Source organism: Mucilaginibacter sp. (assembly GCF_028288205.1).
Lineage (GTDB): Bacteria > Bacteroidota > Bacteroidia > Sphingobacteriales > Sphingobacteriaceae > Mucilaginibacter.
The window spans coordinates 1-26342 of the sequence record NZ_JAQBOD010000010.1 but is presented as its reverse complement, the minus strand read 5'-3'; the positions used below and the strand labels follow the sequence as shown (position 1 = coordinate 26342).

Here is a 26342-nt window from a genome sequence, read left to right as displayed (position 1 = left end):
CCGCTTTTTTTATGTGTTAGTTATTAGGTTATTTAACTTTTTTAACTGCAAAATGTGGTTTGCCGCTAGGGTGTATTTCGGGAGCGCCAACCAAATCCATTGCGCAACGGAAACCAACTTCGGCGCTTGCATCATCCTCATTCATAAAACGGCGGGTGGCAGGGTTTAACCAGTAAGCCATATCGTTCCATGAACCACCTTTATAAACTTTAGAATGGTCGCTCACTAAAGTAGTAGTACCATATAAACTGGTATTTACCGTATCTAAAGCACCTCTTTGATCGGCATTGTATGGTTTACCTGCCAGTGGGTCTTTAGCAGTTGGAGCCGCATTTTGTGCATTTTGTGAAGCTATTAACTCTGCATAGGTCATTTTTTTCTGTGCTTTAGCCGGATCTTTTATAGGGTGGCCATATTTATCTTTAGCATACATTCCGGTAGACGGGTTAGACAAACGCTTATCAGTAAATTGATTACCACGAAATGGGTTAAAATCATCAACATCCTCGAATGACATCTGGCGGTAAGTATCCTGTACCCATTCATTAACGTTACCTGCCATTTGATATAAACCAAAATCATTAGGTACGTATGATCTTACCGGAGCAGTTATAATTGCTTTATCATTCAAATAACCGCCTACACCTGCATTATCACCTGCGCCACGTTTAAAGTTAGCTAAAATCAATCCACGTGTAGCTTTTTTAGCCGAACGTACGCCTAAGCCATTCCATGGATATATTTTACCATCATTAATATTTTCAAATTGGGTATTGCCTGCATAAGATAATGCTGCGTACTCCCATTCTGCTTCGGTAGGTAAACGGTAAGCCGGTTTTAAAATACCATCTTCAATTATTGCCGGCCTAACAGCTTTTTTAGATCCGGCTGCAGGTTTTCCGTTCAGATCAGCCTTCATGCCTTTGCCATCAATCCCAGGGCCTCTAAATTGATTATTCAAATACATGTCTGTATTAAAAGGAGTTTTTTGCGCGTTTGCGGCTGTTGCATTTTTCGCAGTTTTTTGGGCCCTTGGATTTACTATAATGTTTTGTTGCTGTAAAATAAATTCATTGGTACGGTCTGTACGCCATTGGCAATAATCTTGCGCCTGGTTCCAGGTAACACCAACTACAGGGTAATCCTGGAATGCAGGGTGACGTAAATAATTATCAACATACGGATCGTTATGCGACAAAGGCCTGCGCCATACTAATGTATCAGGCAAAGCATTGTAATACAATTCATGGTCTGCCGGGAATGTAGCACTTATCCAATGTAAATAATCAAGCCAATCCTGGTTAGAAACCTCGGTTTCGTCCATGTAAAAAGCCGGAATAGTTACTCTTTTACGTACATTATTATACTCAAAATTAACATCCTGATCTGCGCTGCCGCCTAACACAAAGGTACCACCTTCAATTGCAACCAAGCCCGGACCCGGTGACGGGTGCGTTTGTCTGAATTTCTGATAACCATAGCTTTTGTTGTTATATGGTATACCAGTTTTTTGAGATCTTTCTGGTTTACTGCAGCTGCTTAACAATGTTCCGATACTCAATAGCACTAAAGCAGTATTAGTAAAAAGTATTTTCATATTTTTACAATTATATGTAGGTGTAAATTTATACATTTTTAAATAAAATACTAATCTTAAATTAGGGCGTCGTTATAAATATTAGCCTTAATATTTTTCTTTAAACGGAAAAAGTACCCGATGAGTTACATTAACATTGTTTCAATTGAAAAAAACTTTCATGCGGCTATAAGTCAGAACATAATTAGCCTATATTTATCCAATAAATAAAACCGATTGAAGAATGAAGTTTTTTTACAACAGGACTAACTTTTTATATATTATATTTCTGTTACCATCGTTTGCAATTGCTCAAACTGCAACAAGTACTAACGGAAGCAGCTCTAATGCGATACCCACGGCAGTTCCTTTTTTAAATATATCGCCCGATTCACGGTCAGGCGCTATGGGCGACGCGGGTGTTGCTATATCGCCTGATGTAAATGCAAATTACTGGAACCCTTCAAAATTAGCTTTTATTGACAGCACAGGTAATAGTATTTCACTATCCTACAGCCCGTGGTTAAGGCATTTGGTGCCCGATGTTAGCTTATCATATCTTAGCTTTGCTCATAAATTAGATAGCAGAAACACCATTGGTGCTTCATTACGCTATTTTAACCTGGGCTCTATACAACTGGTTGATAGTTACCAGAATAATCAAGGTACTTACAGACCCAATGAGTTATCATTAGACGCGTCATTTGCCCGTAAGTTTGGTGATAATTTTTCACTTGGCTTAACATTGCGTTATATCTATTCAAACTTATCAAGTCAATCATTTGCATCCGGTTCAAGCCAGACTACCAAGGCCGGTAATGCTGTTGCGGCAGATGTTTCTATGTATCATAAAAAATCATTCCAGGAGTTTGGTATGGATGCGCTATTTGCATATGGCGTAAATATTTCAAACATTGGCTCAAAGGTTAGCTATTCTAGTACCGGTCCGGCTTATTTTTTACCAACTAATTTAAAAGTTGGTTTTGCCAATACCTTAAATATCGATACCTTAAACCAGTTTACTTTTACGTTCGATATTAATAAATTATTAGTTCCTACGCCGCCAATAAGAGATGCCAACGGTAATATTATTAGCGGTAAGGATGATAATGTTTCTGTACCGGCAGGTTTTTTTGGTTCGTTTAGCGATGCGCCGGGTGGGTTTAGTGAGGAGTTAAAAGAAATAGCATTTTCGCCGGGAGTTGAATATTGGTATGATCAGCAATTTGCCATAAGGGCGGGCTATTTTTATGAGAACCCTACTAAGGGCGGCCGCCAGTATTTAACAATGGGGGTAGGTTTAAAATACAATATTTACAGGTTTGATTTTTCATACCTCGCCGCCAGTCAGCAAAACAGCCCCCTGGCAAATACACTTAGATTTACTTTATCTTTAAACTTCGGGGGTAAAAAATAAAGTGGGCAAGGTAAGAGTAGGTTTCGGCTTTGATGTACATCAATTAAAAGAGCAACATCCGTTTATTTTAGGGGGCGTTAATTTAGCGCACCACGCAGGGGCCTTTGGCCACTCGGATGCGGATGTGTTATTGCATGCCATTTGCGATGCTTTGTTAGGCGCTGCGAATTTGCGCGATATTGGTTTCCATTTTTCAAACACCGATGAGCGGTGGAAAGGGATAAGCAGCTTAATATTGTTGCAAAACGTAATGCAACTTTTAAGAGAAAAAGGTTGGGAAATAGGGAATATCGACGCTATGGTTTGTTTGGAAGCACCCAAGATCAATCCCCATATACCGGCTATGAAAGCTCATATAGCTGCCGCTGCCTCAATAAGCGAAGATGATATTTCGATCAAAGCTACTACCAACGAGCAACTGGGCTTTATAGGCCGCGAAGAAGGCGTTGTTGCTTATGCCGTTTGTTTGATTGAAAAGGCGTAACCGGCAGTTTTTTAAATACAGCGCATCACTTTAAGGCATATATCGACCCCCGGTATTTAACTGTACTGTACCAGGCACACCTTGGTACACCTGAGTACACCCTGGTACAGTTACCATGTTATTTGTTACTTATTTACAGAAATATTTGTATTTATAAAGAATATTCTTTATAATTGTATAATTAAACTGTACAATTATGAGTTCATTACGTCCGTCTTTTATTGAAGATATACGCCTGGAGGTGCAGGCTACCAGCAATCGACAACGACAGAGAGCAGCCGAAAGATGCGAACTGCGCAAAAATCCTGATAACAATTTATTCCACGTTAAAAGCGCCGACCAGTGGCTAAAAGATGAACAGCAAAAACCCGCGGCCCGCCAACTGATGGGGAGCCTTTGGTATGAAGATGAACTTTGTATATTATTTGCCGATACCAATTTAGGTAAATCTATACTTGCTGTACAAGTTGGCTATGGCCTGGGTAAATTGGATGTTATAGAGCCATTTGATTGTAAATTGGATGAAGCGGTGAAGGTATTGTATATTGATTTTGAACTGAGTGTAAAGCAATTTAAAACCCGTTATACCGATCCATTGCATGGTACTCACCACTTTGGAGATAATTTTTTTCGTGCCGAATTTAACCCTGCCGGGGATAACCCGATGTTGTATGATAAATATGATAGCTATATCCGCAACGAAATAGAAGCCACTATTCGTAGCACAAAGGCCAGGGTGCTTATTATTGATAATATTACGTGCATGGGCAATAGCACCGATTATGCAAGCAGCGCTATACCGCTCATGAAGAGCCTAAAGGCGCTGAAAATTAAGCATAATCTAAGCGTGCTGGTGCTGGCCCATACGCCAAAACGCAACCTGCAAAAACCCATTACGGTGAATGATTTGCAAGGCAGTAAAATGTTGATAAACTTTGCCGATAGCGCGTTTGCCATAGGCCAGAGCCATGCCGACCCCGGCATACGCTATATAAAACAAATAAAACAGCGTAATACAGGTGGCGATTATGATGCCGCGCATGTGTGCCTGTTCCGCATCAGTAAAGAATATAGCTTTTTATGCTTTAAATTTTTAGGTTATGATAATGAACAGGCGCACCTGCAAAAGGTGGGTGTAGCGCTGAGTAATGAGCTAACAGCCCACATTGCAGAGCTTAACACACAGGGGCTTTCCATACGCCAGGTGGCCGCGCATCTTAAAATAAGTGCTTCTACTGTAGCCAGGGTTCTTAAAACAACGAAGGAAAATATGGGTAATCCGACGGCTTAGCGTGTGTATAGATCTCTCACTATCGTTCCGCGAGAGGGTCAAAACTGTAATGTATATCGGCCATGTTGCTAATTTACGACATTGCAATAGCGAGAAAGATTAAAAAGAAGCGGGGGACTGTGTGATTCCCTCCCAACGGGAGGGTGTAGGGAGGGGTAAATGAAGCGATTTATATCGGCGAAACCCCTCCCTGCCACCTCGCAATCAGCCGCACCCCTCCCGTGGGGAGGGAACCTAATGAAAGATTCTTCCTTGTTAGTCCGGGATTATAAATCCGGACTAACATAATAAATGAAGCGATTTATATCGGCGAAACCCCTCCCTGCCACCTCGCAATCAGCCGCACCCCTCCCGTGGGGAGGGAACCTAATGAAAGATTTAAATCTTTCGAACACCCCTAATTATAAATCCTAACAAACAGAAAACTTAATTGCCACTACTCCCCATTACTTCCTTTACGTTGCCGGTGCGCTTTATTACGCCCCAGCCGCTTAGTTCGCCTTTCATGGCTTTACGTATGGCTTTAAATAAGATATAATACATTAGCTGGCGCCATATAAAGCGTTGCGGAATAATGTAAACCAGTTTCTTATAGTCTTCTTTTTCCATCCAGAAGGCAATAATAGCTACTACAAAATCTATCAGTACAAATATGATATAGTAAGTTAATATTTTAAAGGGTTTGTCGCCAAACAGGCCTATTATCATAAACAGATCAGCCAGCGGCGAAAACAAAGGAAGTATGATCTGGAAGATGAGAATATTAGGCATGCCCACCATCCCAAAGAATTTATATTTTTTGTTAAACAACGCGCTGCGGTTTTTCCAGAAACTTTGTATAACGCCAAAGCTCCAGCGGAAACGTTGTTTTAGCAGCGCGTCTAAAGTTTCGGGGGCCTCAGTATAGGCTATTGCTTCTGCACAGTTTTTTACAATGTATCCTTTTTTAAGGATGCGCATGGTAAGGTCGCAATCTTCGGCAAGGGTATCATAGGTAAAGCCGCCTGCCAGGAACACCGCTGATTTTCTGAATGCGCCAATAGCACCCGGAACAACAGTAATGCTGTTGATAACATCAAAGGCGCGCCTGTCCATATTTTGCGCGGTAATATATTCAATAGATTGCCAACGGGTAATTATATTGTTTTCGTTACCCACTTTAACGGTACCTGCTACCGCGCCAATTTCATCATCAGTAAAATAAGTCATTAAATGATGTACGGCATCATTTTTTAACTGGGTATCGGCATCAATACACACTACAAAATCATACCGGGCATGAGATATGCCAAAGTTTAATGCTGATGCTTTACCGCCGTTGGGCTTGGTTAATACGGTAACCTTTGGGTTATCACCATAAGCGGCGTTAACAAATTCATACGTTTTATCTTTTGACCCATCATCAACAAAAATTATTTCGAAGGTTTTATACTCGGTTTTTAATAAACTTTTAATAGTTTTTAATACCGTAACTTCTTCATTGTATGCGGGGACTATAATACTTACAGGCGCCAGGGCGGCCAACTTGGCTGTGATTTTTTTTCCTTTTTTGTTTTCGGCGTATTGGCGTATAGCTAAAACCCCAATCAAAACAACACGGCCAATAGCCAGAAAAATAGCCGATAAGAATAAATACAATAAAAACCAGTTGCCATAAAAAAAGCCAACAATAAACATATTGTATAATGTACCCATAACGCCGCTGTTGGCATCATCTTTTATAGGGGGCATCAAGTCGGCCCGGGTTTTTCCTAAAACATCAGCTATAGTAGTAAACTTATATCCCTGTGATTTAAAATAGTGAATAATTCCGGGTAATGCCTTTACCGTTTCCTCGCGGGTATCGCCACCGGCATCATGCAATAGCAACATAGAGCCCTTATCATGGTCGCGTTTTACACGAAAGAGTATACTATCTGCGGTTACACCCGGCTGCCAGTCCCATGGGTCAATGGATTCACCTATGGTAATATAGCTTTGCTTCCGGCTTTCGGCTACGGGTATAACTTCGGCCAAGGTCTGCGGCTCGGCATCCGCGTTAAATGGCGGCCTGAATAATATAGTACTTCGGCCCGTTACAGACTCTATGAGCTTACGTGTAGCATTTAGTTCTAATATAACCCGTTCGCGGCTTATAGTGGATACATCCGGGTGGAAAAATGTGTGGTTACCAATTTCATAGCCTTCTTCATATTCGCGCCTTAATATCCCAATATTTTTTTCGGCCATAGATCCTACTACGAAGAATGACGCCGGTACATTTTCGCGTTTTAATATATCTAATATACGCGGAGTATAATCCGGGTCGGGCCCGTCATCAAATGTTAAAACTATTTTACCCGGCGCATAGCCATACCGTTTAATTACATACTTGGTAGGCAGCTTTATGTATTGCTGGTTGGTAATAAAAAAGTTTGTGGTATCCAGCTTTATATCAATTTTACCGGTTGTTGGTGTGGTCATTAAATCCAGCACCTCACCATCCTTGCCATCATAATCAATTTTATTGTTCAGGCCCACCTCGGTTAAGCGTTTGGTATCAACGCCTGTTTTTCTTAATGAATCAATAGAAAGATTTTTCTGGAAAAAGCTCCATAACCGCGGGTCTTCAAAGCCCAGGCGCCATAGGGCCACACCGCCTGTTGCCCAATCATCCGCCATGCGGATGATATTAAAATTGGTAGCAGCATCAGTGAAATATATGGTATGCGGCAAACTATTTTCATCGGTATACTTAAAATGAAGGTTGGACGATACCGGGTCGAAAATAATTTTGCTGCTATTTTGCTGTGCCGTACTAATTGCCTGCTGGTAACCTATTGAAATACCTATATTGTTTTCGGGCCAGTCAAATCCACCCGCCGCAATAGTTAGTATTACCTTTTCGCTTGGTATTTTTGAGCAAACATTATCTAATATCTCTTCTACCCATTGCTTATTAGATATATCGCCCGCGTTGCTCCCATCATTATGCTGGTCAATAGCCATTATAAACAGGTAATCATTAAAATGTTGCAGGCGAACGATGTCGAATTGCTCATCCTCCGGAATTACGTTTTGAGTTACCAAAAAACCCAATGGATGCAAGGTTTTATATAATTCTTCCTGGAATGCGATGTAATTAGGCGCATTACGGTTAGCAATATTATCCAGATCAAGATTTATCCCTTGGAACTTATATTTGGTTAACTGGGTAACAATACTATTAATGAAAGTAGCACGTATCTTTTTGTTTTTAATAATGCGCTCAACATCTTTAATATCAGAATACCCGGTAGCGTTATTAACGTTTACATAGTTAGAAATGGATATTAATATAGGTTTTTTGTATTTTTTATTTATACGGATAAGACCGGTATCAATTCTGGCTACTATACTATCAGATTTTGGTTTAATAAAAAAGCCTTCAGACACGATCATATCCAGCCGGGCAATGTGATCAACCAGCGAATTATAAGCTTGTGGTTCCCAGGCACGGTAAAAGCCCGCATTAATACGGTCCTTATTGTTGGGGCGCTTTTTTTGGTGAGCTATCCGGTCGGCGATGATCTGCTTTATTTGTGATTTCTGGGCGATGTAATCTTTAAATTTGGTTGATTTTTTTAATTGCAGCAGCTCCTCTTTTGTTAACTTTTTAGGCGCTGGGTTTAGGTTGGGTAAATTAGGATATTGCTTGGATGTTATAGTAATGACCGATCCGAACACACTGCCCGCTAATACAATCAATAATATACGGCTAAGCCATTTAAAGCGATTCCATCTACCGGGAGTATCAGCCTGAAAAACCTGCTTATAGGCCATTAAATAGTATATATTATTAAGTTATTGGTTTGAATACAATTTTGCCGTAAAACTTACTTAAGGGTTTTATCAGAATCTATGTTTGAAAAATCAACACCGCATTTACAGTTTTCGCCACAGCCTTTTTTTGCAAACAAATTTCTATACATCAACCTGCCAATGTACCATACAGCTGCCGCAAATATTATCAAAATTATTATCGACTGTATATTCATAATCACAAAATTAGTACATTTTATTAAGAAACGTATATATATTAGTTATGTTCTCTGTGCCGGTAATTTTTTACTTTAAGGTGAAATATTACATTCCGAAAACCCTAAAAAGCTTTCAAATGCCATATATTAAGCGTACCTTTGCGCCAAATTTTAAGGGCATTTCATGCAAAAAATAAGAAATATTGCGATCATCGCACACGTTGACCACGGTAAAACCACATTGGTTGACAAAATTCTGCACAGCTGTGCAATTTTCCGCGAAGGCCAGGAAACTGGTGAGCTGATACTGGATAATAACGACCTGGAACGCGAACGTGGTATTACCATTGTTTCAAAAAACGTTTCGGTAATGTATAAAGATGTTAAGATCAACATTATTGATACACCTGGTCACGCCGACTTTGGCGGCGAGGTTGAACGTGTGTTAAAAATGGCCGATGGTGTTTTATTACTTTGCGATGCTTTTGAAGGCGCTATGCCCCAAACCCGTTTTGTAACCCAAAAGGCTTTGGCTTTAGGTTTGAAACCTATTGTGGTAGTAAATAAGGTTGATAAAGAAAACTGTCGTCCTGAAGAGGTTTATGAGCAAATTTTCGAATTGTTTTTTAACCTTGAAGCTACCGAAGATCAGTTAGATTTCCCGGTTATTTACGGTTCATCAAAACAAGGATGGATGAGTACAGATTACAAAAAACCAACTGAAGATATATTTCCTTTAATGGATGCTATATTGGCAAACATCCAACCACCGCCAATTAGCGAGGGTACTTTGCAAATGCAGATCACATCTTTAGACTATTCTTCATTCGTGGGCCGTATTGCTATTGGCCGTGTTGCACGTGGTGTAATTAAAGAAAACATGCCGGTATCATTGGTAAAACGCGATGGTACTATCCAAAAAACACGTATTAAAGAGCTTTATACTTTTGAAGGCTTAGGTAAGGTTAAAGCTACCGAAGTTAGCGCCGGCGATATTTGCGCGGTAGTAGGTATTGATGGTTTTGATATTGGCGACACCATTGCTGATTTTGATAAACCAGAACAATTAGAGGTTATTCATATTGATGAGCCTACTATGAATATGTTGTTCACCATTAATACTTCACCATTTTTTGGTAAAGAAGGTAAATTTGTAACCTCACGTCACTTACGCGATCGTTTGTACAAAGAAATGGAGAAGAACCTGGCGCTTAAAGTTGTTGAAACTGAGTCGCCTGATTCATACCTGGTTTATGGCCGTGGTATCCTTCACTTATCAGTATTGATAGAAACTATGCGTCGCGAAGGTTATGAGTTACAGGTAGGCCAGCCGCAAGTTATTGTTAAAGAAATTGACGGCGTAAAATGCGAGCCGATTGAAACACTTATTGTAGATGTACCGGGCGAAGTAGCCGGTAAAGTAATTGAGCTGGTAACCCAACGTAAAGGCGACCTGTTAGTTATGGAGCCAAAAGGCGATCTGCAACATTTGGAGTTTGAAATTCCGGCACGTGGTATTATCGGGTTGCGTAATAACGTACTTACCGCTACAGGCGGCGAAGCTATTATGGCACACCGCTTTAAATCATACGAGCCGTGGAAGGGTACTATCCCGGGCCGTTCAAATGGTGTATTGGTATCAATGGATACCGGTAAAACTACTGCTTTTGCTATTGACAAATTACAGGATCGTGGTCGTTTCCACATTGATCCGGGAGTTGATATTTATGAAGGCCAGGTTTTAGGTGAGCACATACGCGATAATGATTTGGTAATTAACTTAACAAAAGGCAAGCAATTAACCAACATGCGTGCATCGGGTAGTGATACCAATGTGCGTATAGCGCCTGCTATTAAATTCTCGTTAGAAGAATCGATGGAGTATATACAAGCTGATGAATACATTGAAGTTACCCCTCAAAGTATCCGCATGCGTAAAATATATCTGAACGAAAATGAGCGTAGAATTAACGCTAAAAAGTTCCAGTCATAATACTTTTTTAAGTATGGAGTTATATAGAGAGTCACAAATGTTGTGACTCTTTTTTTGTATGCGCATTTTACTCAGTATATTTGTTTACCGGGGCAGTGATAATGGAAAAAAAAATAATCTTCTGGCTTCTGCTACCGGCAGTTATGTTATTTGCATATTCCTGCAAAAAAACAAAAATAGCGACCCAGATATGCCTGCATAACTCATCTATAGATTATTTAAAAAGATGGGCCGTTGTATACACACAAACTGATAATTATGACGACCAGGGTCACCTGCTTAAAAGCATAATTGTTTACCCAAACGGCTATTTTCAAATTAATATTGATTTTACTTATAACCTGTTTAGTGATGGTGCGCCAATAAATGGAAAGTGGAACATTAATGAAAATTGCCAGTTTGTGCTTAACCCAAAAACCAACATAGAGCGCAGATTCTCAGTTATACAATTATCTGCCGATTCTTTAACAATAGTCCAAGCTATTAATTACACAAAAATTACTGAGCATTATGCCGCGTTTACTTGCCCAAATTATTCCAGTTTAGCGTACCGGTGGGATAATGCATTTACATTGCAGGCATCTTATAGTACAGACACACTTTACCAGGCAAAATATACACATCCCGGCGGGTACTTTAGGTTTAATGCCGATGCAAGTTATGCATTATCAATAGCCGGCATTACGCAAAATGGAACATGGGGCATAGCCCAGCCGGGTTGCCTGCTGGTGCTGGATAGGAACAAACCTAATGAAACATCATACGATGTACAAAAACTAACCGCCGATTCTCTTACCATTTGGCGAAAAGACACTACTGCCAGGATCAATTATTTGCAGCATTATGTAAGGCATAAGTAAGTATAATTGCCTAAGTCTATAAAATTGAAAGTTAGGTAATCAAATCAGAATAAAGCCTTAAATTAGCCCGATGAAAGGTAATGACCGGCTGTATCCCAGTATATTTAATCCCCGTTATGTAGTTCTTACCCAATTAAGAAATGCAACTGTTAAAAAAATTGAAGAGCTCACCACCAATAATAAAGATTTTATACTGATAGATTTTGGCTGTGGAGATATGCCTTATAAACAGGTTATTGAACCGCATGTAGGTAAATACCTGGGCGTAGACTTAGAAATGAACCCTAAAGCAGATCATCATATAGATTTTGACAGTAAAACCACCCTGCCCGATAATTATGCTGATATTATATTGTCGAACCAGGTATTAGAACATGTGGATTCGCCTGAAGGATATTTGCAGGAGGCATGGCGCCTGTTAAAACCCGGCGGTTCAATGATATTAACAACACATGGGTATTGGCTATATCACCCAACGCCAAATGACTACTGGCGCTGGACGGGCGCTGGTTTGAGAAAGGTAGTTGAAAAAGAGAATTTTAAAATAAATTCATTTACCGGTGTGTTAGGGCTTACAGCAAGTGGCTTGCAGTTATTTCAGGATGGCATTTTATTTAAGTTGCCAAAATTTATTGTACCCATCTGGTCTGTTATAATGCAGGCAGTTATTGGGCTGTTTGATAAGATCCATTCGCAAGCTCAACGTGACCGGGATAGCGCGTTATATATTGTGGTTGCCCAAAAACCGCTATAATGAATATTTAAGTACTTTTGTACAAAGACTAAATCGAAATTATTCCTCGTATTTATAAATGGAAGAAAAAATAGACCGCGAAAACGTAGTATCATATTATGATGAGCACGTTAAATATAAGCTGAACGATTATATTATAGTTAATCCGCGTATTGAGTACGGATGGAAAACTATTATGCAGTTTGCCCCTAAAAGCCCTAAACGTATTTTAGAAGTAGGCTGCGGCATGGGCAGTATTTGCGAAAGAATGCACAAGCAATGGCCCAATGCGCATATTACCGGCATAGACATCAGTACTATGTCTATCCAGATAGCGCAAAAGCTTTTTGCGGATGATAAGCTTGATTTTAGAGAAACTATACTAACGCCTGATACTTTTAAGGATGACCGGTTTGACATGATCATCTTTATGGATGTTTATGAGCACATAGCGGTGCATGATAGACCCGAGGTACATGCTGCATTATTAAAACTATTAAAAAATAAAGGGAAAATAATATTAACCGTACCAACACCTCATAATCTTAAATGGTGCCTGATAAACCGGCCCGAAACTATGCAGCCTGTTGATGAACATATAACATTCCAGGTAATAGGAAAATTAGCTACTGATACAGGCACCGAGGTAATTTTATATCATCAAAAAAATGTTTGGCACGTGGCTGATTATACCCACATTGTATTGGAGAAAAATGATGATTTTGAAAGCGCTTTTTTTACACCTAAGCCAGTTACAGCAAGCCAAAGGAGCAGTAGGATACTTGGAAAGGTTAAAGCAAAATTGGGTAGTTTTTTCCGGAAGTCTTTCGTTCGCAGAAAATTAGGATAAACATGGATAGCGGTTATACCTTATGCATTATCAAGCCTAATAAGTCATCCTTTTCTGAAACCTTTATACAGGCACATATTGATAGGCTGGCCGGCAACAAACTGGTCTTATACGGCGGTGCCTTCCCGGTTTATGATAATGAGGGACATCCGTTGATCAAATCAAAATGGGGGCTGTTAAGCTATCTTATCCAAAAAAAAATATTTAAGCGAAAAAGTATTGCTGTACGAACAAATGCTTTAAGAGACTATTTTCTTAGTAAAAAAGTAGATGTGGTTTTTGCCGAATATGGCATGGTTGGCGCAATGGTTACAGATGCCTGTAAGCAGGCAAATATTCCGCTTGTTATTCATTATCATGGGGCCGACGTATATAACAACCAGACCATTGCCGAATATGGGTCTCTTTATCAAAGAGCATTTAATTACGCCAGCGCTTTTATTGCGGTATCGGCCGATATGGTTGAAAAATTAAAAGAATTAGGCGCACCGGCAACAAAAATATTCAACGCTTCATGCGGAGTCGCCCCGGATGATTTTCCGCTCTTAGATATTTCAAACTCCGCCCGAAATTTTTTGGCAATAGGCCGTTTTGTCGAGAAGAAATCACCTTTATCTTTAATAAAAGCTTTTAGTTTAGTAGTGGATGAATTTCCCGATGCCAAATTGTGGATGGTTGGCCATGGGCCACTATTCAATGTGGCAAATAAGCTGGTAACCGAGTTGAAATTAGAATCGAATATTACGTTAACCGGAGTTTTAAAACCAGCAGAAATTAAAGCGTTAATGAAAAATACAAGGTGCTTTGTACAGCACTCGGTAACAGCGGCAGACGGCGATAGTGAAGGCACCCCGGTTTCCATATTAGAAGCATCTTCATCAGGATTGCCCGTTGTAGCCACCCGTCATGCTGGCATAAAAGAAGCAGTTATTGATGGTGTAACAGGGTTTTTATTAGCCGAACATGATATTGAAGGAATGGCTGCAGGAATGATTAAATTAGCTAATTCAACAGATCTTGCCATAAAGCTGGGTAAGGCCGGCCGTGAGCATATGATAGCTAATTATAATATCAATGCGCGTATAGCATTGCTTGATAGTATTATACAAAAGAGTATTAAATGAATCTATTAAAGAAGCAAGGGTTTTATAACAGCATCATACTATATGCAGGTACCGCACTTGGTTTTTTTAATCTGGTAGTTTTATTTCAGCGTGCTTTAACGCTCGAAGAAATAGGCTTTTTCGCTATAATGAATACCATTACCTTATTGTATGCACAAATAGCATCGGTTGGTGTAAATAATATCATCTTTAAATACTTCCCCCATTTCCGTACCGAAGATAAAAAGCATGGCGGCTTTGTAACGTTTGTAATTGTTTGGTGCTTTATAAGCTTTGTAGTATTTACCTTAATTTTTCTATTTTTTCAGCATTCAATTATAAACCGTTATAGTAATAAACCTGGTTCGGAGTTATTGGTACGATATTTTTATTACTTGATTCCGCTTGCTTTTTTAACCATGGTTTTTACGGTGATTGAGAGCCTGGCCATTACTGTTTTTAAAAATGTACTATCATCATTTTTGCGGGAGGTTTTATTGCGGGTGTTTACACTGGTAAGTGTATTATTAATTGGGGCATCACTTATAGATTATCACGATTTTTTATCCATATACCTCGCTGCCAATATAGCTATGATAGCTATCCTGTTATTTTATATATATAAGGGGCGCGATTTTAAACTGACCCGTATATCGTCGCAAATAATCAGCAAAAAAAATGAGTTTATAAAATATGGCTTTTATACACTTCTAAGCAGCACATCAGCTGCATTGATACAATATCTTGATAATATAATGCTACTGAATATAACTAAGGACTTGCCAACACTGGCCATTTATAGTACCTTTTTTGCCATAGCATTAGTTATTAGTTTACCCGCCAAAGCGCTAAACCGTACATCATTACAAATTATTGCCCAGGCTTGGGCCAATAATGATTTGCCAAAAATTGGTAAGATCTATTATAAAACATCGGTAATGCAAATGTTGATTGGGTCGTTATTATTTATTGGACTGGTTGTAAATAGGCATTTTATTATTGTACTTCTGCATAAGACTGAATACGCCACCTATTTTAATGTATTTATAGTAGTGGGCCTTGGGTTTTTAACAGATATAACTGGTGGGGTTAACGGCTATATCATCAACCTATCAAAACATTATAAATTTACTACTTACTTTATTGTTGGGTCGGTATTTTTTTGCGTAGCTGTAAACTGGCTGCTTATCCCCCAAATTGGGATGATGGGCGCCGCAGTAGCTTATTTTCTTACTATGTTTATCCTTAACTTTCTATACTGGATATATGTTAAAGTAAAGTTTAATTTACAGCCCTTTGGCCGGGCCCATTTATTAATTTTGCTGGTTAGCCTGGTATCGTTATTAATTGGTTTATATCTGCCTTTGGTTCATAATATCTATATCGATATGATTTTGCGTTCGGGTATTGTTGCGGTAATATATATTTCGCTGTCTTATTTTCTGAAAATTTCAGATGATATAAATATCCTGTTTGACAAAGTTTTAAAACACAGAATCAGCAGAAAATAGCTGGGCTATCTCATATACACAATATTTCTTTAGGTATTATGTAAAGTTATTTGTTACGGCCTATTAGCTTATTACTTTAAAATATCAACTGATATTAATGACAAGGTTGATGCTACATTAAAAAAGTTATATCGGTTTATTTAATAATCTTTCGTAAATTGTAGGTTCCAATCAAACCAATGCCTAATAGTTTCAAATACATATTTTACTTAACTGCATGGTTAATGGCATTGCCATTAGCCGGAATTTGTCAATTAGCGCCGTCTACACCAAAATGGGTTACTGATATGGGAGGGCCAAATGGTAATTGTATATCAGCTATGATGAAGGTTGATGCTCAAAACAACATCTATATTACCGGTAGTTATAGCGGAACTGTGGACTTCGACCCTTCACTAAACGGCGTAAAAAACTTAACAGCAGTTGGAAGCTTTGATGGTTATATTGCTAAATACAACACAAATGGCCTTTTAATATGGGCTGTTTCAATAGGCGGAACGGGCATAGATCAACCCAGCGCGCTGGACCTGGATGCAAATGGTAATATAATCATAACCGGCCAGTTCGATTCGCCAACATTGACTGCCGGTGCTTTTAGTCTACAATCTGCCGGAGGCAGCGACGCGTTTATAATACGTCTGGATAATAGCGGGAGTTTTGTATGGGGCAAAACCATTGGCGGGACAGGTAACGATGTGGGAAATAAAATTGTTAGCGACGCTTCAGGAAATTTGGTAGAGGTGGTCCAATTTCAATCAACAGTAAACGTTGGCGGTACAAGCGTTACAGCCAAGGGCGCTACTGATGGATTAATAATTAAATACGATCAGACCGGTAATGTATTATGGAACTTTAGCCTGGGTGCAACAGGCGGCGACAACTCTGTTATTGATGTTTTAACTGACAAAAATAAAAACATTGTAGTTTCAGGGTATATAAATGGCACCGTTGATTTTAATCCGTTAGGCAGCGCCAATAACGTGAGCGGTGAGAATTCAATGTACGTGGCTCAGTATTCACCATCCGGAATTTTGATATGGGTAAATGTAATAACAGGCACCTCAACAAATTATAATTATAACATTCACCTTTGTGCAGATGCCCAAAACAACATTTATGTTGATGGCATGTTTGCTGCACCATTAAATTTTGGTACTGCAGCCATGCTCACCCCTACAGGAAATCAGGATATATTTCTTGCTAAATATTCGGACGTCGGCGCATTTCAGTGGTATAAAGATATTGGCGGTGTAAATTCATCAGTTAACAATTATGGCCTGATAATGGGGGGCGATAACAATATTTATATTACAGGGGATTTTGCAGGAACAATAAACTTTAATTCGTTGACGTCTGGTGTAGCGTATGTAGCGGATCATGGTATCCGGGATATGTTTTTGGCAAAATATGATCTTAACGGAAGTTATATATGGGCATTTGGTTTAGGAAATAGCAGCTGTGGTAACAATTTGGGTCGGTCTGCTGCCGCGGTAAACAGCAATAATGATGTCTTACTAACGGGTTCATTTTGCTCAACCGTTAACTTTGACGGATCAAACTGTGTCAGCCCCTATCCTGTAACCGCCCAAAGCAGCACCCGCGATTTATTTATAGCCAAATATACTCCCAATGTTGTACTCCTGTCAAAGAATGTCATATTTACGCCGCAAGTAGTTTATTGTGAGCTGATTGCCCCCACACCCATCGATGGTAACCCACCAATAGGTGGAGGGGCAGCGGTTATTAATTACCAGTGGATAAAATCATCTGATGATAAGAACTATACCGATATCACGGGCGCCACTTCAAAGAATTATAATCCACCGAAGGGTACCAGTACCGGCACCACTTATTATCGGCGTAATGCATTTTCGGCTACTTGTGCAACGCCGGTACAAAGTAATGTTATTGCTATTACATTTACTTTAGATCCGCCTGTTTCAAATAATATTATTTCAAATACTGATCCTGATTTTTGTGGGGGTAACGCTAAACCTTCGGTAATAAACGGTTCGCTGCCAACCGGGGGAACAAAAAGTTATAACTATCAATGGCAAAAATCATCAGACAATATTAGCTTTACTGATATTGCAGGCGCTATTTCAATAAATTACGATCCGCCGGTAATTGCACGAACAACCTATTTTCGCCGTTTAGTAACATCCGGTGTATGCTCAGTTCTTCAAGAAAGTAATGTAATTACCATAACACTTAATTCTATTATTTTAAATAATAGTATTACAGCGCCTGCGGTTGTAAGTTTTTGTGGCATAGGAGACCCTGCAAATTTTGCAGGAAGCACCCCATCCGGTGGTAATGGAGCTTATACCTATCAATGGCAAAGCTCAGCGGATAATGTAACATTTACAGATATTTCGGGAGCAACAGCTAAGGATTATGATCCGCCTATAATAAGTGCTACAACATATTATCGCCGCCTGGCAACTTCGGCAGTATGTAGTACGCCTGTCCCCAGTAATACTTTAACTATTACTATAAACACTATGCCGACTGCCGTTAATACGTCTGCTGCAACCATTTGTGTTGGGAGCAGTGTTGTTTTAACTGCGTCGGGTGGTTCAACTTATCAATGGTCGCCGGCATTGGGTTTGTCTAATATTAATCTGTCAAATCCAACAGCATCGCCACCGGTAACTACCACTTATACGGTTTTAATAGGCGGCGTTTGTACTGCTTCAAAAACAGTAACTGTTACTGTAATACCCAAACCAATTGTTAATGCCGGGGCCGATAAGGCAATTTTAGGTGGTGGCAAAACCCAGTTAAATGGTGCGGTAACCAGTGGTAGCTTCCAATATAGGTGGTCGCCAACCACTTATTTAGATAATCCAAATATTCTTAACCCGGTGTCTACACCGTTAACAGATATTACTTACACCCTAACTGCCACATCAGCACAGGGTTGTTTTATTGTAAGCGATGATGTATCTGTTAAAGTATATAAAGATATTGTAATACCCAATACATTTACACCAAACGGAGATGGAATTAATGATACCTGGGATATTGGCGTGTTAAATACCAATAGCAATATGGTAATAACTGTTTACAACCGGAATGGCACACCTGTTTTTAAAAGCATAGGCTACATCAAGGCCTGGGATGGAAAATATAAAGGCAGCTACCTGCCTTTTGGAACTTATTATTATACTATTGATATTAAAGATGGGTCAAAACCACTTGCTGGATGGGTTTCACTCATAAAGTAATTTAAATGGCTACCCAAGCCAATTTAATATTTATATGCTAATTTTGGCTGATAAATATGGATACTAAAAATGCAAGAAGTTAGCAGCAGCGATAATCTTAAAACCGCATACAACTCGTTTTATGAAAATAATGACGAAACATGGCGTATGCTTGGGGCCAAATATAAAGTTGGACATATCCTGGAAGTTAGTAAAGGATATACCTTTAATAAGGTTCTGGAAGTAGGTGCCGGTGATGGCAGCATTTTAAAGTTATTGGCCGGAAAAAATTTTGCTCCTGAATATCATGCAGTTGAGCTATCAGCAAGCGGAGCAGAGCGTATCCGGGAAAGAAACATACCGGGCCTTAGATCGGTGCAGGAATTTGATGGTTATCATTTACCTTTTGATGATGATAGTTTTGATCTGATCATACTTTCGCACGTGCTGGAACATGTGGAGCATGAAAGAATGCTGTTACGCGAAATAAAGCGTGTAGCTAAGATGTGTATTATTGAAGTCCCGCGCGATTACAGGGCCGGGGTTGATACCCGCATAAAGCACTTTTTAGCTTACGGGCACATTAATGTTTATACGCCAACCTCGTTGCGCTATTTATTATATACCGAAGGCTTTGAAGTGGTAAATGATTTGGCCGACATGATAGCTCCTGAGGTAACCAAATTCTATACCTATATCACCCTTAAAAAATCGAAAACCCTTTGGAGTAATTTAAAGATAGACCTGGAGCATAACGTTAAAAAGCTGGCCTCGGCTGTATTTGGTAAAAAAGTTGAGGAGAAATTTGCTAATTACTATACCGTTTTGTGTAAAAAGGCCGATAAGCAACCCGAATTATTTTAAATGCAAAACCTCGCCCCTATAGCCTTATTTGTATATAACCGGCCCGACCATACCCGTCGCACGCTGGCCTGTTTGCAAAAAAATTTACTGGCCCAGGAATCAAGACTGTTTATATTCTCTGATGGTGCAAAAACTGCTGCAGATAAAGATAAGGTTTACGAGGTGAGGGCATTGGTAAAAGATATTACCGGATTTAAATCGGTAAAAATGATTGCAAGGAAAGAGAACATGGGCCTTGCCAACTCTATAATTGGCGGGGTTACCCAGTTGGTTAATGAATTTGGAAAAGTTATTGTATTTGAGGATGACCTGCTTTCATCACCTTACACCCTGCAATATTTTAATGAGTCGCTTGATAAATATGAGCAGGATAATGCAGTGATGCACATTGGCGCATATATGTTCGGGCTGGATGATAAAACGTTGCCCGAAACTTTTTTTCATCATATAGCTACCAGCTGGGGATGGGCCACATGGGCGCGCGCATGGAAAAACTTCGAGCCGGATATTGATAAGCTGATAGGGCAGTTTGACCGGCAAAAGATCCAAAAGTTTTCTATAGATGGTACCATGAATTTCTGGAAACAAATGCAGCAGTTTAAAGCGGGTAAGAACAACTCCTGGGCTATACGCTGGTACGCGTCTGTATTTTTAAAAGGAGGGCTTACGCTCAATCCCTCGCATTCCCTGGTGCATAACATAGGGCATGATGGTACAGGTGTGCATTCCAATATCGAAAACATGTACGGGGTAAACATAGCCCCAAAACCCGTTAAATATTTCCCGGTAGAAATTAAAGAGAACCAGAAGGCTCATCAAGCTATTAAACGTTTCCTTAAAAACCGCAAGGGCAGCTTATTGCAAAGAGGAATGCGCCTGGTTAAGCAATGGCAAATAAAATACGTGGGTAAAAAGTAATTACCTGGTAGCCTTCAACACAATATAAGGTGATAGCATCTTGCTTTCAAACTTAATAAACTTAGTTATCACCTTACCCGTAAACCATAATGTATTAACAAAAGCCTTTGCAAAAGCAGATTGGGTAGCTTTATTTTCCAACCACATAGAAAACCTGCCGTGATAATAAGATGCTACATCCTTTAAGCCTAATTGCCGGCAATAATCAGCAAGCAGGGCAGGGTTCATACTTTCAATATAGTGTTTGTTGTAATTTTCCAGGTCGAACTTGCGTTGCACCCAGCCGTTTATGCCTTTAAAGTTTGGCAGTGTGATGAACAATGTGCCGCCGGGTTTTAAAAAGGGTAAATGGTTTTCTATAATAGCTTTGGTATCGCTAAAATGCTCTATCAATCCAAAAGAGAGTACCATGTCATACTGCACCTCCGGCTCGTAGGTAAACAGATCGGCTTCAATAATTTTTATGTCGTTTTCCTGCAGACCGTTTTTAGCCAGCAGTTCATTTACTAATCCCGGGTGAATAAAATAATCCAGCAGGGTAGTATCCATGTCCTGGTATTTTTTCAGGTAGATGGCATAATAACCGGGGAAACCGCCCAGCTCAATGGCTGTTTTTGCCCCTTTTTCGGCAATGATCTTAGCCAGTATATCGCCAAAAATATAATCGCGTTTAATATTAAAAATAAGGCCTACTCTTGATTCCCAAAAAGATTTCCAAAAAGAACGATCTGTTAAATTATTATCCATTAATTAATGATAGCCTGATTTTTAAATATTTTCTGCAGTGTCCTTTTTCTCCAGTATTCTTGCAGGATTACCCACTACTACACTATTTGCGGGGACACTTTTAGTTACAACTGTACCCGCGCCAATTATTACATTATCGCCAATTTCAATATCGCCAATTATAACTACGTTGGCCCCGATATCTACATTATTACCAATGCGCGGGCATGGGCTAAAAGTTCCGTCGGCCTGTTTTTTATGGCCAATGGTTGTCGAGTTTCTTAATGTGCAATTTTCGCCAATAATAACCCCCTGGTTAATTACCAAAGCCTGGCCGTGAAACAACATCAGGCCTTTGCCAACCTTTAACTTTCGGGGCAGTTCAATGCACCAGCACCATTCCACCGCGTAGCGGTAAAACAGCAGGTAAAGTATAAATATAACCTTTGCTATCATTGACCGGTTAATCAATGATGCCAGCCTGAACATGAATAAAACAAGTCGCCCTTTAAAATTTCTTCGGTTTGATTGCCAATCCTGAAATAAATAACTCATGTTTATTAAGCGCTTTGGGTTGAATAGTCAAAAGTAAAATTTTTCGGCATAATATAAGCAGAAAGCTAAAAGCAGAAAGTCGAAAGCTTTCTGCTTTAGTCTTTCAGCTTTATTACTATACTTGTGTTAATGAAAGTTACTTTAATCAACACATCTGATGGGGATGGCGGAGCCGCTGCCGCCTGCATGCGCTTGTTAAATGCTTTAGACTCGCAAAATGTTGACGCGCGGTTATTGGTAGAGTATAAACAATCAAATGATGACCGTATTGAAGGGATTGCAAACAACTTTATTACCAACTTAAAAGCAAAGTTTGATTTTTTGTATGAACGGTTGCCATTTATGTTTTTTCATGAAAAAGATAAATCGGTTAGGTTTGCTTTTTCAACTGCTCCAACAGGGGTAAGTATACACAACAGGCAGATAGTAAGGGATGCAGATATTTTGCATCTGCACTGGATAAACTCAGGCTTCCTATCCATTGCCGACCTAAAAGGGTTGGTTGATACCGGCAAGCCAATAGTTTGGACGCTGCATGATATGTGGGAATTTACGGGCGGGTGCCATTATGCCGGTACCTGCGATAATTTTATGCGGGAGTGTGGCAACTGTCCGTTTTTGCGTGACCCGGGCGAGAACGATATTTCACGTAAAGGATGGCATCGCAAAGCAAAAATGTATGCGGATGCTAAAAACATAACTATTGTAACCTGCAGCCAATGGTTGGCCGGGGTAGCCAAACAAAGTTCATTGCTTAAAGATTTCCGTATAGAATCCATTCCAAACCCAATTGACGTCGAGCTTTTTTCGCCGCAAAATAATATTGTGGCCCGCGAAAAGCGCGGCATTAACCCCGCCGCAAAGATCATTTTGTTTGGCGCAGCTAACATAAACGATAGGCGAAAAGGGATAAATTATTTGATTGAAGCATTGAATATTTTAAAAACCGACTATCCGCAAAACGAAAAAACAGAAGTAGTGATATTTGGCAAGAACAACCATTTTGATGTTACCCAACTACCGTTTAAAGTACATGAATTAAGCCTTATCACATCGCAGGAAGAGCTATCCGAAATTTACGGTATGGTTGACGTATTTGTGACCCCCTCATTAGAAGATAACCTGCCTAATACCGTTATGGAAGCCTTAGCGTGCGGTACCCCTGTAGTTGCATTTAATACAGGCGGAATACCTGAAATGGTAGACCATCAGCAAAATGGTTATTTGGCTGAGTTTCGATCTGCTGCCGATTTAGCAAAGGGGTTAGATGAAATCCTTAACACAACCGATGCGGCCACACTATCGGCAAACGCACGGCAAAAAGTGCTGGATAATTATACCAATGAAAAGGTTGCCAGGCAATATATTGACCTATATCAATCTATATTAAAGTAATGAAAGAGGGCAGGCCCATATTATCGGTAATTACGGTGGTTTACAATAATGTAAGCGATATTGAGCGTACCCTGCTGTCGGTAATAAACCAAACTTATACCGGTATTGAATATATAGTTGTTGACGGACGATCCACAGATGGCACATTACTGATTATAGAGCGATATAAGGATCGCATAGCCAAACTAATAAGCGAACCCGATAAAGGTATTTATGATGCCATGAATAAAGGATTAGCCGCTGCTACCGGCGATTATGTGCTGTTCATGAATTCGGCCGATGAGTTTTATTCGGACGAAACGGTTGCTAATGTTTTTGCTACAGCTAAAGGCGCCGATATTTATTATGGCGAAACAGAAATGATAGACGAGGTAGGTAAAAGCCTGGGTCAGCGCCGCCATGCCGCGCCGGCAAATTTTACCTGGAAAAGCTTTAAATATGGCATGAGTGTAAGTCACCAGGCTATTTATATCAAGCGTTCATTAACAGAGCCCTATGATCCAAAGTATAAGCTAAGTGCTGATATAGATTGGATACTTCGCGCGGCAAAAAAGGCAAAAACCATAGTTAATGTAAACCAATATGTTGCCAAATACAAAGTAGGGGGTATGTCAAAACTCAAGCACCGCCAAAGTTTGGCAGAGCGTTTTGATATTATGAAACGGTATTATGGGTTATTGCCAACACTTTTAAATCATGCGGTTATAGCTTTTAATTTGGGGTGGTATTGGGTGAAGAATAGAAGGACGAACGATTAATCAATCACAATAATTTGTTCATTACTTATCTCAATGTATATTTCAGGATTTTGAGATAATGGTAATATAAAAGCTAAATACTTATCAAAAAGGCGAATCAGATCAGTATTGGAAATATTCCCAAGTGTTACGCGAATTACTTTTTTTGGTGTTTTATTTATGAAATGAGAGTTTTTAAAATCCTGATCTTTCGTAACTACAACCATTGAGTTATCATCAGCATATTTACAAATTTCGGCATCTGTTGTATGCCATTTTTGTAATATCTGGTTAACATGCATTGCTTTACAATCTTTTTGGCTGTTTAAAAATTTAGATAAACTAATAGGTAAATGAACATCTATTAAAAAAAACATTTAACTTATTTCTAACAAAGATTTACCTGATAAAGTGATTTTTGCATAAGCGAGGGACGCTAAAATATCATCTTTTTCTAATTCGGGATGATCGATAACAATTTCTTCGAACGACATGCCAGAAGCTATTAGATCAATGATTACTTCTACGGGCCACCGCATATGACGTATGCATGCCTTTCCATGGCATATATTGGGGTCAATAGTAATTCGTTCTAAAAGATGGTCCATATTGTAAATTTACGGATAATTTCTAATAAAAAAATAGCGATAAGTATAAAGCCCATCGCTATTTTTTATTAAGAAAGACTTACCTTTTTTAACCCGTTGTCATTTCGAGCGGTAGCGAGAAATCTATACATTGCAATCCGTTTGTTTAGCGCATATATAGATCTCTCACTATGTTCGATTTCTATGATCTAAACAACTAATTTACAATAATTTTTTTCGTAGGGTCTGTTCTGATTAACGCAGGCAAATATCCGTAAGATGAGTTTGTTTCTGACTGCATTTATCACACTCATTTTATTCTTCTTTTCCTGTAATACTTTACGTTCATAAAAGAGCTTCAGATCCTGGTTGTACTGTATGGCGACAATAGCTGACAGATGCAATAACGTTTTAACTTTTTTATTGGCCATATGCGATACTCGCGCTTTTTTAATGATCTTTCCTGAGTCGTCAGTAAAAGGGGCTACCCCGGAATAACAGGCGAACTTTTTAGGGTTATTAATATCCTTAAATTCATTAGTCGCAACGATAACCTGTACAGCAGTTACCTTACCAACACCACTTACTGAAGTTACCAGGTTGAATATACGGGCCAATTCTTCATCGCCAGCAATAAGTTGCTCAATGGCCTTGTCTGCCCTGGCTATATCTGCGTCAATTGCTTTTAAGGAATGGCTACAGACCTGCAGGTTTCGCCTGCCGGTTCTTTTTGTACTGAAGGCAGCATGTTCTTTAAGCGGTACCTTCAGTTGTTTTTTAACCGAGATCAATCGTGACCGCGTAGCAGCAAGATGGGATAGTTCTTGTACGACCTCACGTTTAGGTTGCCATAAACATAGTTTATGCTGCTTGTCATAGGCATAACCTGCAATACGAATGGCATCGATCTTATCATTCTTACCACGGATGTTTCCCAGCGAACTCCTGATCTGGGTGGCAGCTTCCAGGCAAATATTGGATTTCTTCTTATAAAGCACCTGTAATAAATGATTGTTGTAAATGCCGGTGTGCTCCATACAAAAGACAGCTTTATGCATAACAAATCCCGGTAGCCTGCCAAGCTCTTTGAGGAATGCGCTGATGGCAGCCGACTCATTAACAATCTCCCGGTGAAATAACAATCTTTCACCCTTCTGAATAGCAAAATCCAATTCATTCCTGGATACATCAATGCCAATAAAAAATTCAAATTCCATACCTTTACACTGTTTATGTGAGTAAACAGTTAACATGTTTTAAACACCATCAATTCCTTACTAAGGAGCCTCGTAAACTCTAATTTCTATTTGATGCCTAAGTTTAAAACAAGCGGTAAAGGAGTAAATCGAACGATAGGCCTTTAAGCCTGGAGATGACAATAATGCGCCTTTACCGCTGTTAACTTTATCCACAAAAATCGAGGTTATTAACAAAGAAAAAGAAGCAAAAAGAAAGCTTCAACAATAATAATAACCTGTTTATTTTGCTGAAGCTAATCTAAAGGAGATGACAAATATCTTAACTTAATGACATTG

At 39.4% G+C, this 26342-nt stretch carries 22 protein-coding genes; 14 read left to right on the top strand and 8 right to left on the bottom strand.

Annotated features, from left to right (window positions below; translation table 11 throughout):
- Window positions 1-28 precede the first annotated feature (28 nt).
- Window positions 29-1597: an SUMF1/EgtB/PvdO family nonheme iron enzyme gene (locus JWR23_RS01805; RefSeq protein WP_299512178.1), complete on the bottom strand. Its 1569-nt coding sequence runs from the start codon at window positions 1595-1597 to the stop codon at window positions 29-31.
- 223 nt (window positions 1598-1820) lie between these two features.
- Between JWR23_RS01805 and porV the strand changes: the two genes are divergently transcribed.
- The 3 genes from porV (at window position 1821) to JWR23_RS01790 (ending at window position 4768) form a co-directional block, all read left to right on the top strand.
- Window positions 1821-2993, top strand: a complete 1173-nt coding sequence (gene porV / locus JWR23_RS01800; protein ID WP_299512176.1) for a type IX secretion system outer membrane channel protein PorV — start codon at window positions 1821-1823, stop codon at window positions 2991-2993.
- Between the two features lies 1 nt (window position 2994).
- Entirely contained in the window at window positions 2995-3477 is a 483-nt protein-coding gene (ispF, locus tag JWR23_RS01795; protein ID WP_299512173.1) for a 2-C-methyl-D-erythritol 2,4-cyclodiphosphate synthase, read from the top strand.
- A 196-nt stretch (window positions 3478-3673) separates the two neighbouring features.
- Window positions 3674-4768 (top strand): AAA family ATPase, encoded by a 1095-nt coding sequence (locus tag JWR23_RS01790; RefSeq protein ID WP_299512171.1) that lies wholly within the window; start codon window positions 3674-3676, stop codon window positions 4766-4768.
- A 426-nt stretch (window positions 4769-5194) separates the two neighbouring features.
- Here JWR23_RS01790 and JWR23_RS01785 read toward each other — a convergent pair whose 3' ends face one another.
- Both JWR23_RS01785 and JWR23_RS01780 read right to left on the bottom strand, forming a co-directional pair.
- On the bottom strand, window positions 5195-8569 hold the full coding sequence (locus tag JWR23_RS01785; RefSeq protein ID WP_299512169.1) for a glycosyltransferase: 3375 nt from the start codon (window positions 8567-8569) through the stop codon (window positions 5195-5197).
- Between the two features lie 53 nt (window positions 8570-8622).
- Complete coding sequence (locus JWR23_RS01780; protein ID WP_299512167.1) at window positions 8623-8784, bottom strand: FeoB-associated Cys-rich membrane protein; 162 nt, start codon at window positions 8782-8784, stop codon at window positions 8623-8625.
- Window positions 8785-8950: 166 nt separating this feature from the next.
- Between JWR23_RS01780 and typA the strand changes: the two genes are divergently transcribed.
- The 9 genes from typA (at window position 8951) to JWR23_RS01735 (ending at window position 20807) form a co-directional block, all read left to right on the top strand.
- Window positions 8951-10759, top strand: coding sequence for a translational GTPase TypA (gene typA, locus JWR23_RS01775; protein WP_299512165.1), 1809 nt, complete (start codon window positions 8951-8953; stop codon window positions 10757-10759).
- Between the two features lie 101 nt (window positions 10760-10860).
- Complete coding sequence (locus tag JWR23_RS01770; RefSeq protein ID WP_299512162.1) at window positions 10861-11619, top strand: hypothetical protein; 759 nt, start codon at window positions 10861-10863, stop codon at window positions 11617-11619.
- Window positions 11620-11689: 70 nt separating this feature from the next.
- On the top strand, window positions 11690-12373 hold the full coding sequence (locus JWR23_RS01765; RefSeq protein WP_299512160.1) for a class I SAM-dependent methyltransferase: 684 nt from the start codon (window positions 11690-11692) through the stop codon (window positions 12371-12373).
- A gap of 58 nt (window positions 12374-12431) precedes the next feature.
- On the top strand, window positions 12432-13202 hold the full coding sequence (locus JWR23_RS01760; protein WP_299512158.1) for a bifunctional 2-polyprenyl-6-hydroxyphenol methylase/3-demethylubiquinol 3-O-methyltransferase UbiG: 771 nt from the start codon (window positions 12432-12434) through the stop codon (window positions 13200-13202).
- A 2-nt stretch (window positions 13203-13204) separates the two neighbouring features.
- On the top strand, window positions 13205-14326 hold the full coding sequence (locus tag JWR23_RS01755; RefSeq protein WP_299512156.1) for a glycosyltransferase: 1122 nt from the start codon (window positions 13205-13207) through the stop codon (window positions 14324-14326).
- Window positions 14323-15816, top strand: a complete 1494-nt coding sequence (locus tag JWR23_RS01750; RefSeq protein WP_299512154.1) for a lipopolysaccharide biosynthesis protein — start codon at window positions 14323-14325, stop codon at window positions 15814-15816. The genes JWR23_RS01755 and JWR23_RS01750 overlap by 4 nt, the downstream gene beginning before the upstream one ends.
- A gap of 179 nt (window positions 15817-15995) precedes the next feature.
- Window positions 15996-19046 carry a gliding motility-associated C-terminal domain-containing protein gene (locus JWR23_RS01745; protein WP_299512151.1) on the top strand — a complete coding sequence of 1017 codons (3051 nt, stop codon included), beginning with the start codon at window positions 15996-15998 and terminating at the stop codon, window positions 19044-19046.
- A 69-nt stretch (window positions 19047-19115) separates the two neighbouring features.
- Window positions 19116-19889, top strand: coding sequence for a class I SAM-dependent methyltransferase (locus JWR23_RS01740; protein ID WP_299512149.1), 774 nt, complete (start codon window positions 19116-19118; stop codon window positions 19887-19889).
- Window positions 19890-20807, top strand: coding sequence for a glycosyltransferase (locus JWR23_RS01735; RefSeq protein ID WP_299512146.1), 918 nt, complete (start codon window positions 19890-19892; stop codon window positions 20805-20807).
- Here JWR23_RS01735 and JWR23_RS01730 read toward each other — a convergent pair whose 3' ends face one another.
- Window positions 20808-21554, bottom strand: coding sequence for a bifunctional 2-polyprenyl-6-hydroxyphenol methylase/3-demethylubiquinol 3-O-methyltransferase UbiG (locus JWR23_RS01730; protein WP_299512143.1), 747 nt, complete (start codon window positions 21552-21554; stop codon window positions 20808-20810).
- Window positions 21555-21575: 21 nt separating this feature from the next.
- A complete protein-coding gene (locus tag JWR23_RS01725; protein WP_299512140.1) occupies window positions 21576-22088 on the bottom strand; it encodes a serine acetyltransferase in 513 nt (170 codons plus the stop codon).
- A 129-nt stretch (window positions 22089-22217) separates the two neighbouring features.
- On the opposite strand from JWR23_RS01725, the gene JWR23_RS01720 reads away from it, so the two are divergent.
- Window positions 22218-23483: a glycosyltransferase family 4 protein gene (locus tag JWR23_RS01720; RefSeq protein WP_299512138.1), complete on the top strand. Its 1266-nt coding sequence runs from the start codon at window positions 22218-22220 to the stop codon at window positions 23481-23483.
- The gene (locus tag JWR23_RS01715; RefSeq protein WP_299512137.1) at window positions 23483-24241 is read left to right on the top strand and encodes a glycosyltransferase family 2 protein; all 759 of its coding nucleotides are present in this window, start codon (window positions 23483-23485) and stop codon (window positions 24239-24241) included. Before JWR23_RS01720 ends, JWR23_RS01715 begins: the two co-directional genes overlap by 1 nt.
- Here the strand turns inward: JWR23_RS01715 and JWR23_RS01710 are convergent.
- From JWR23_RS01710 to JWR23_RS01700, 3 genes are all read right to left on the bottom strand, one after another.
- On the bottom strand, window positions 24238-24597 hold the full coding sequence (locus tag JWR23_RS01710; RefSeq protein WP_299512135.1) for a DUF5615 family PIN-like protein: 360 nt from the start codon (window positions 24595-24597) through the stop codon (window positions 24238-24240). The two genes, JWR23_RS01715 and JWR23_RS01710, sit on opposite strands and share 4 nt — an antisense overlap.
- A complete protein-coding gene (locus tag JWR23_RS01705; protein WP_299512133.1) occupies window positions 24598-24828 on the bottom strand; it encodes a DUF433 domain-containing protein in 231 nt (76 codons plus the stop codon). It abuts the gene before it with no gap.
- Between the two features lie 188 nt (window positions 24829-25016).
- Window positions 25017-26024 carry an IS110 family transposase gene (locus tag JWR23_RS01700; RefSeq protein WP_299512130.1) on the bottom strand — a complete coding sequence of 336 codons (1008 nt, stop codon included), beginning with the start codon at window positions 26022-26024 and terminating at the stop codon, window positions 25017-25019.
- Between the last annotated feature and the right edge of the window lie 318 nt (window positions 26025-26342).

Coding starts and splice junctions, on each gene's coding strand:
- JWR23_RS01805 (WP_299512178.1), bottom strand. CDS start 1,597: ATGAAAATACTTTTTACTAATACTGCTTTAGTGCTATTGAGTATCGGA.
- porV (WP_299512176.1), top strand. CDS start 1,821: ATGAAGTTTTTTTACAACAGGACTAACTTTTTATATATTATATTTCTG.
- JWR23_RS01790 (WP_299512171.1), top strand. CDS start 3,674: ATGAGTTCATTACGTCCGTCTTTTATTGAAGATATACGCCTGGAGGTG.
- JWR23_RS01785 (WP_299512169.1), bottom strand. CDS start 8,569: ATGGCCTATAAGCAGGTTTTTCAGGCTGATACTCCCGGTAGATGGAAT.
- JWR23_RS01780 (WP_299512167.1), bottom strand. CDS start 8,784: ATGAATATACAGTCGATAATAATTTTGATAATATTTGCGGCAGCTGTA.
- typA (WP_299512165.1), top strand. CDS start 8,951: ATGCAAAAAATAAGAAATATTGCGATCATCGCACACGTTGACCACGGT.
- JWR23_RS01770 (WP_299512162.1), top strand. CDS start 10,861: ATGGAAAAAAAAATAATCTTCTGGCTTCTGCTACCGGCAGTTATGTTA.
- JWR23_RS01765 (WP_299512160.1), top strand. CDS start 11,690: ATGAAAGGTAATGACCGGCTGTATCCCAGTATATTTAATCCCCGTTAT.
- JWR23_RS01760 (WP_299512158.1), top strand. CDS start 12,432: ATGGAAGAAAAAATAGACCGCGAAAACGTAGTATCATATTATGATGAG.
- JWR23_RS01755 (WP_299512156.1), top strand. CDS start 13,205: ATGGATAGCGGTTATACCTTATGCATTATCAAGCCTAATAAGTCATCC.
- JWR23_RS01750 (WP_299512154.1), top strand. CDS start 14,323: ATGAATCTATTAAAGAAGCAAGGGTTTTATAACAGCATCATACTATAT.
- JWR23_RS01745 (WP_299512151.1), top strand. CDS start 15,996: ATGCCTAATAGTTTCAAATACATATTTTACTTAACTGCATGGTTAATG.
- JWR23_RS01740 (WP_299512149.1), top strand. CDS start 19,116: ATGCAAGAAGTTAGCAGCAGCGATAATCTTAAAACCGCATACAACTCG.
- JWR23_RS01735 (WP_299512146.1), top strand. CDS start 19,890: ATGCAAAACCTCGCCCCTATAGCCTTATTTGTATATAACCGGCCCGAC.
- JWR23_RS01730 (WP_299512143.1), bottom strand. CDS start 21,554: ATGGATAATAATTTAACAGATCGTTCTTTTTGGAAATCTTTTTGGGAA.
- JWR23_RS01725 (WP_299512140.1), bottom strand. CDS start 22,088: ATGAGTTATTTATTTCAGGATTGGCAATCAAACCGAAGAAATTTTAAA.
- JWR23_RS01720 (WP_299512138.1), top strand. CDS start 22,218: ATGAAAGTTACTTTAATCAACACATCTGATGGGGATGGCGGAGCCGCT.
- JWR23_RS01715 (WP_299512137.1), top strand. CDS start 23,483: ATGAAAGAGGGCAGGCCCATATTATCGGTAATTACGGTGGTTTACAAT.
- JWR23_RS01710 (WP_299512135.1), bottom strand. CDS start 24,597: ATGTTTTTTTTAATAGATGTTCATTTACCTATTAGTTTATCTAAATTT.
- JWR23_RS01705 (WP_299512133.1), bottom strand. CDS start 24,828: ATGGACCATCTTTTAGAACGAATTACTATTGACCCCAATATATGCCAT.
- JWR23_RS01700 (WP_299512130.1), bottom strand. CDS start 26,024: ATGGAATTTGAATTTTTTATTGGCATTGATGTATCCAGGAATGAATTG.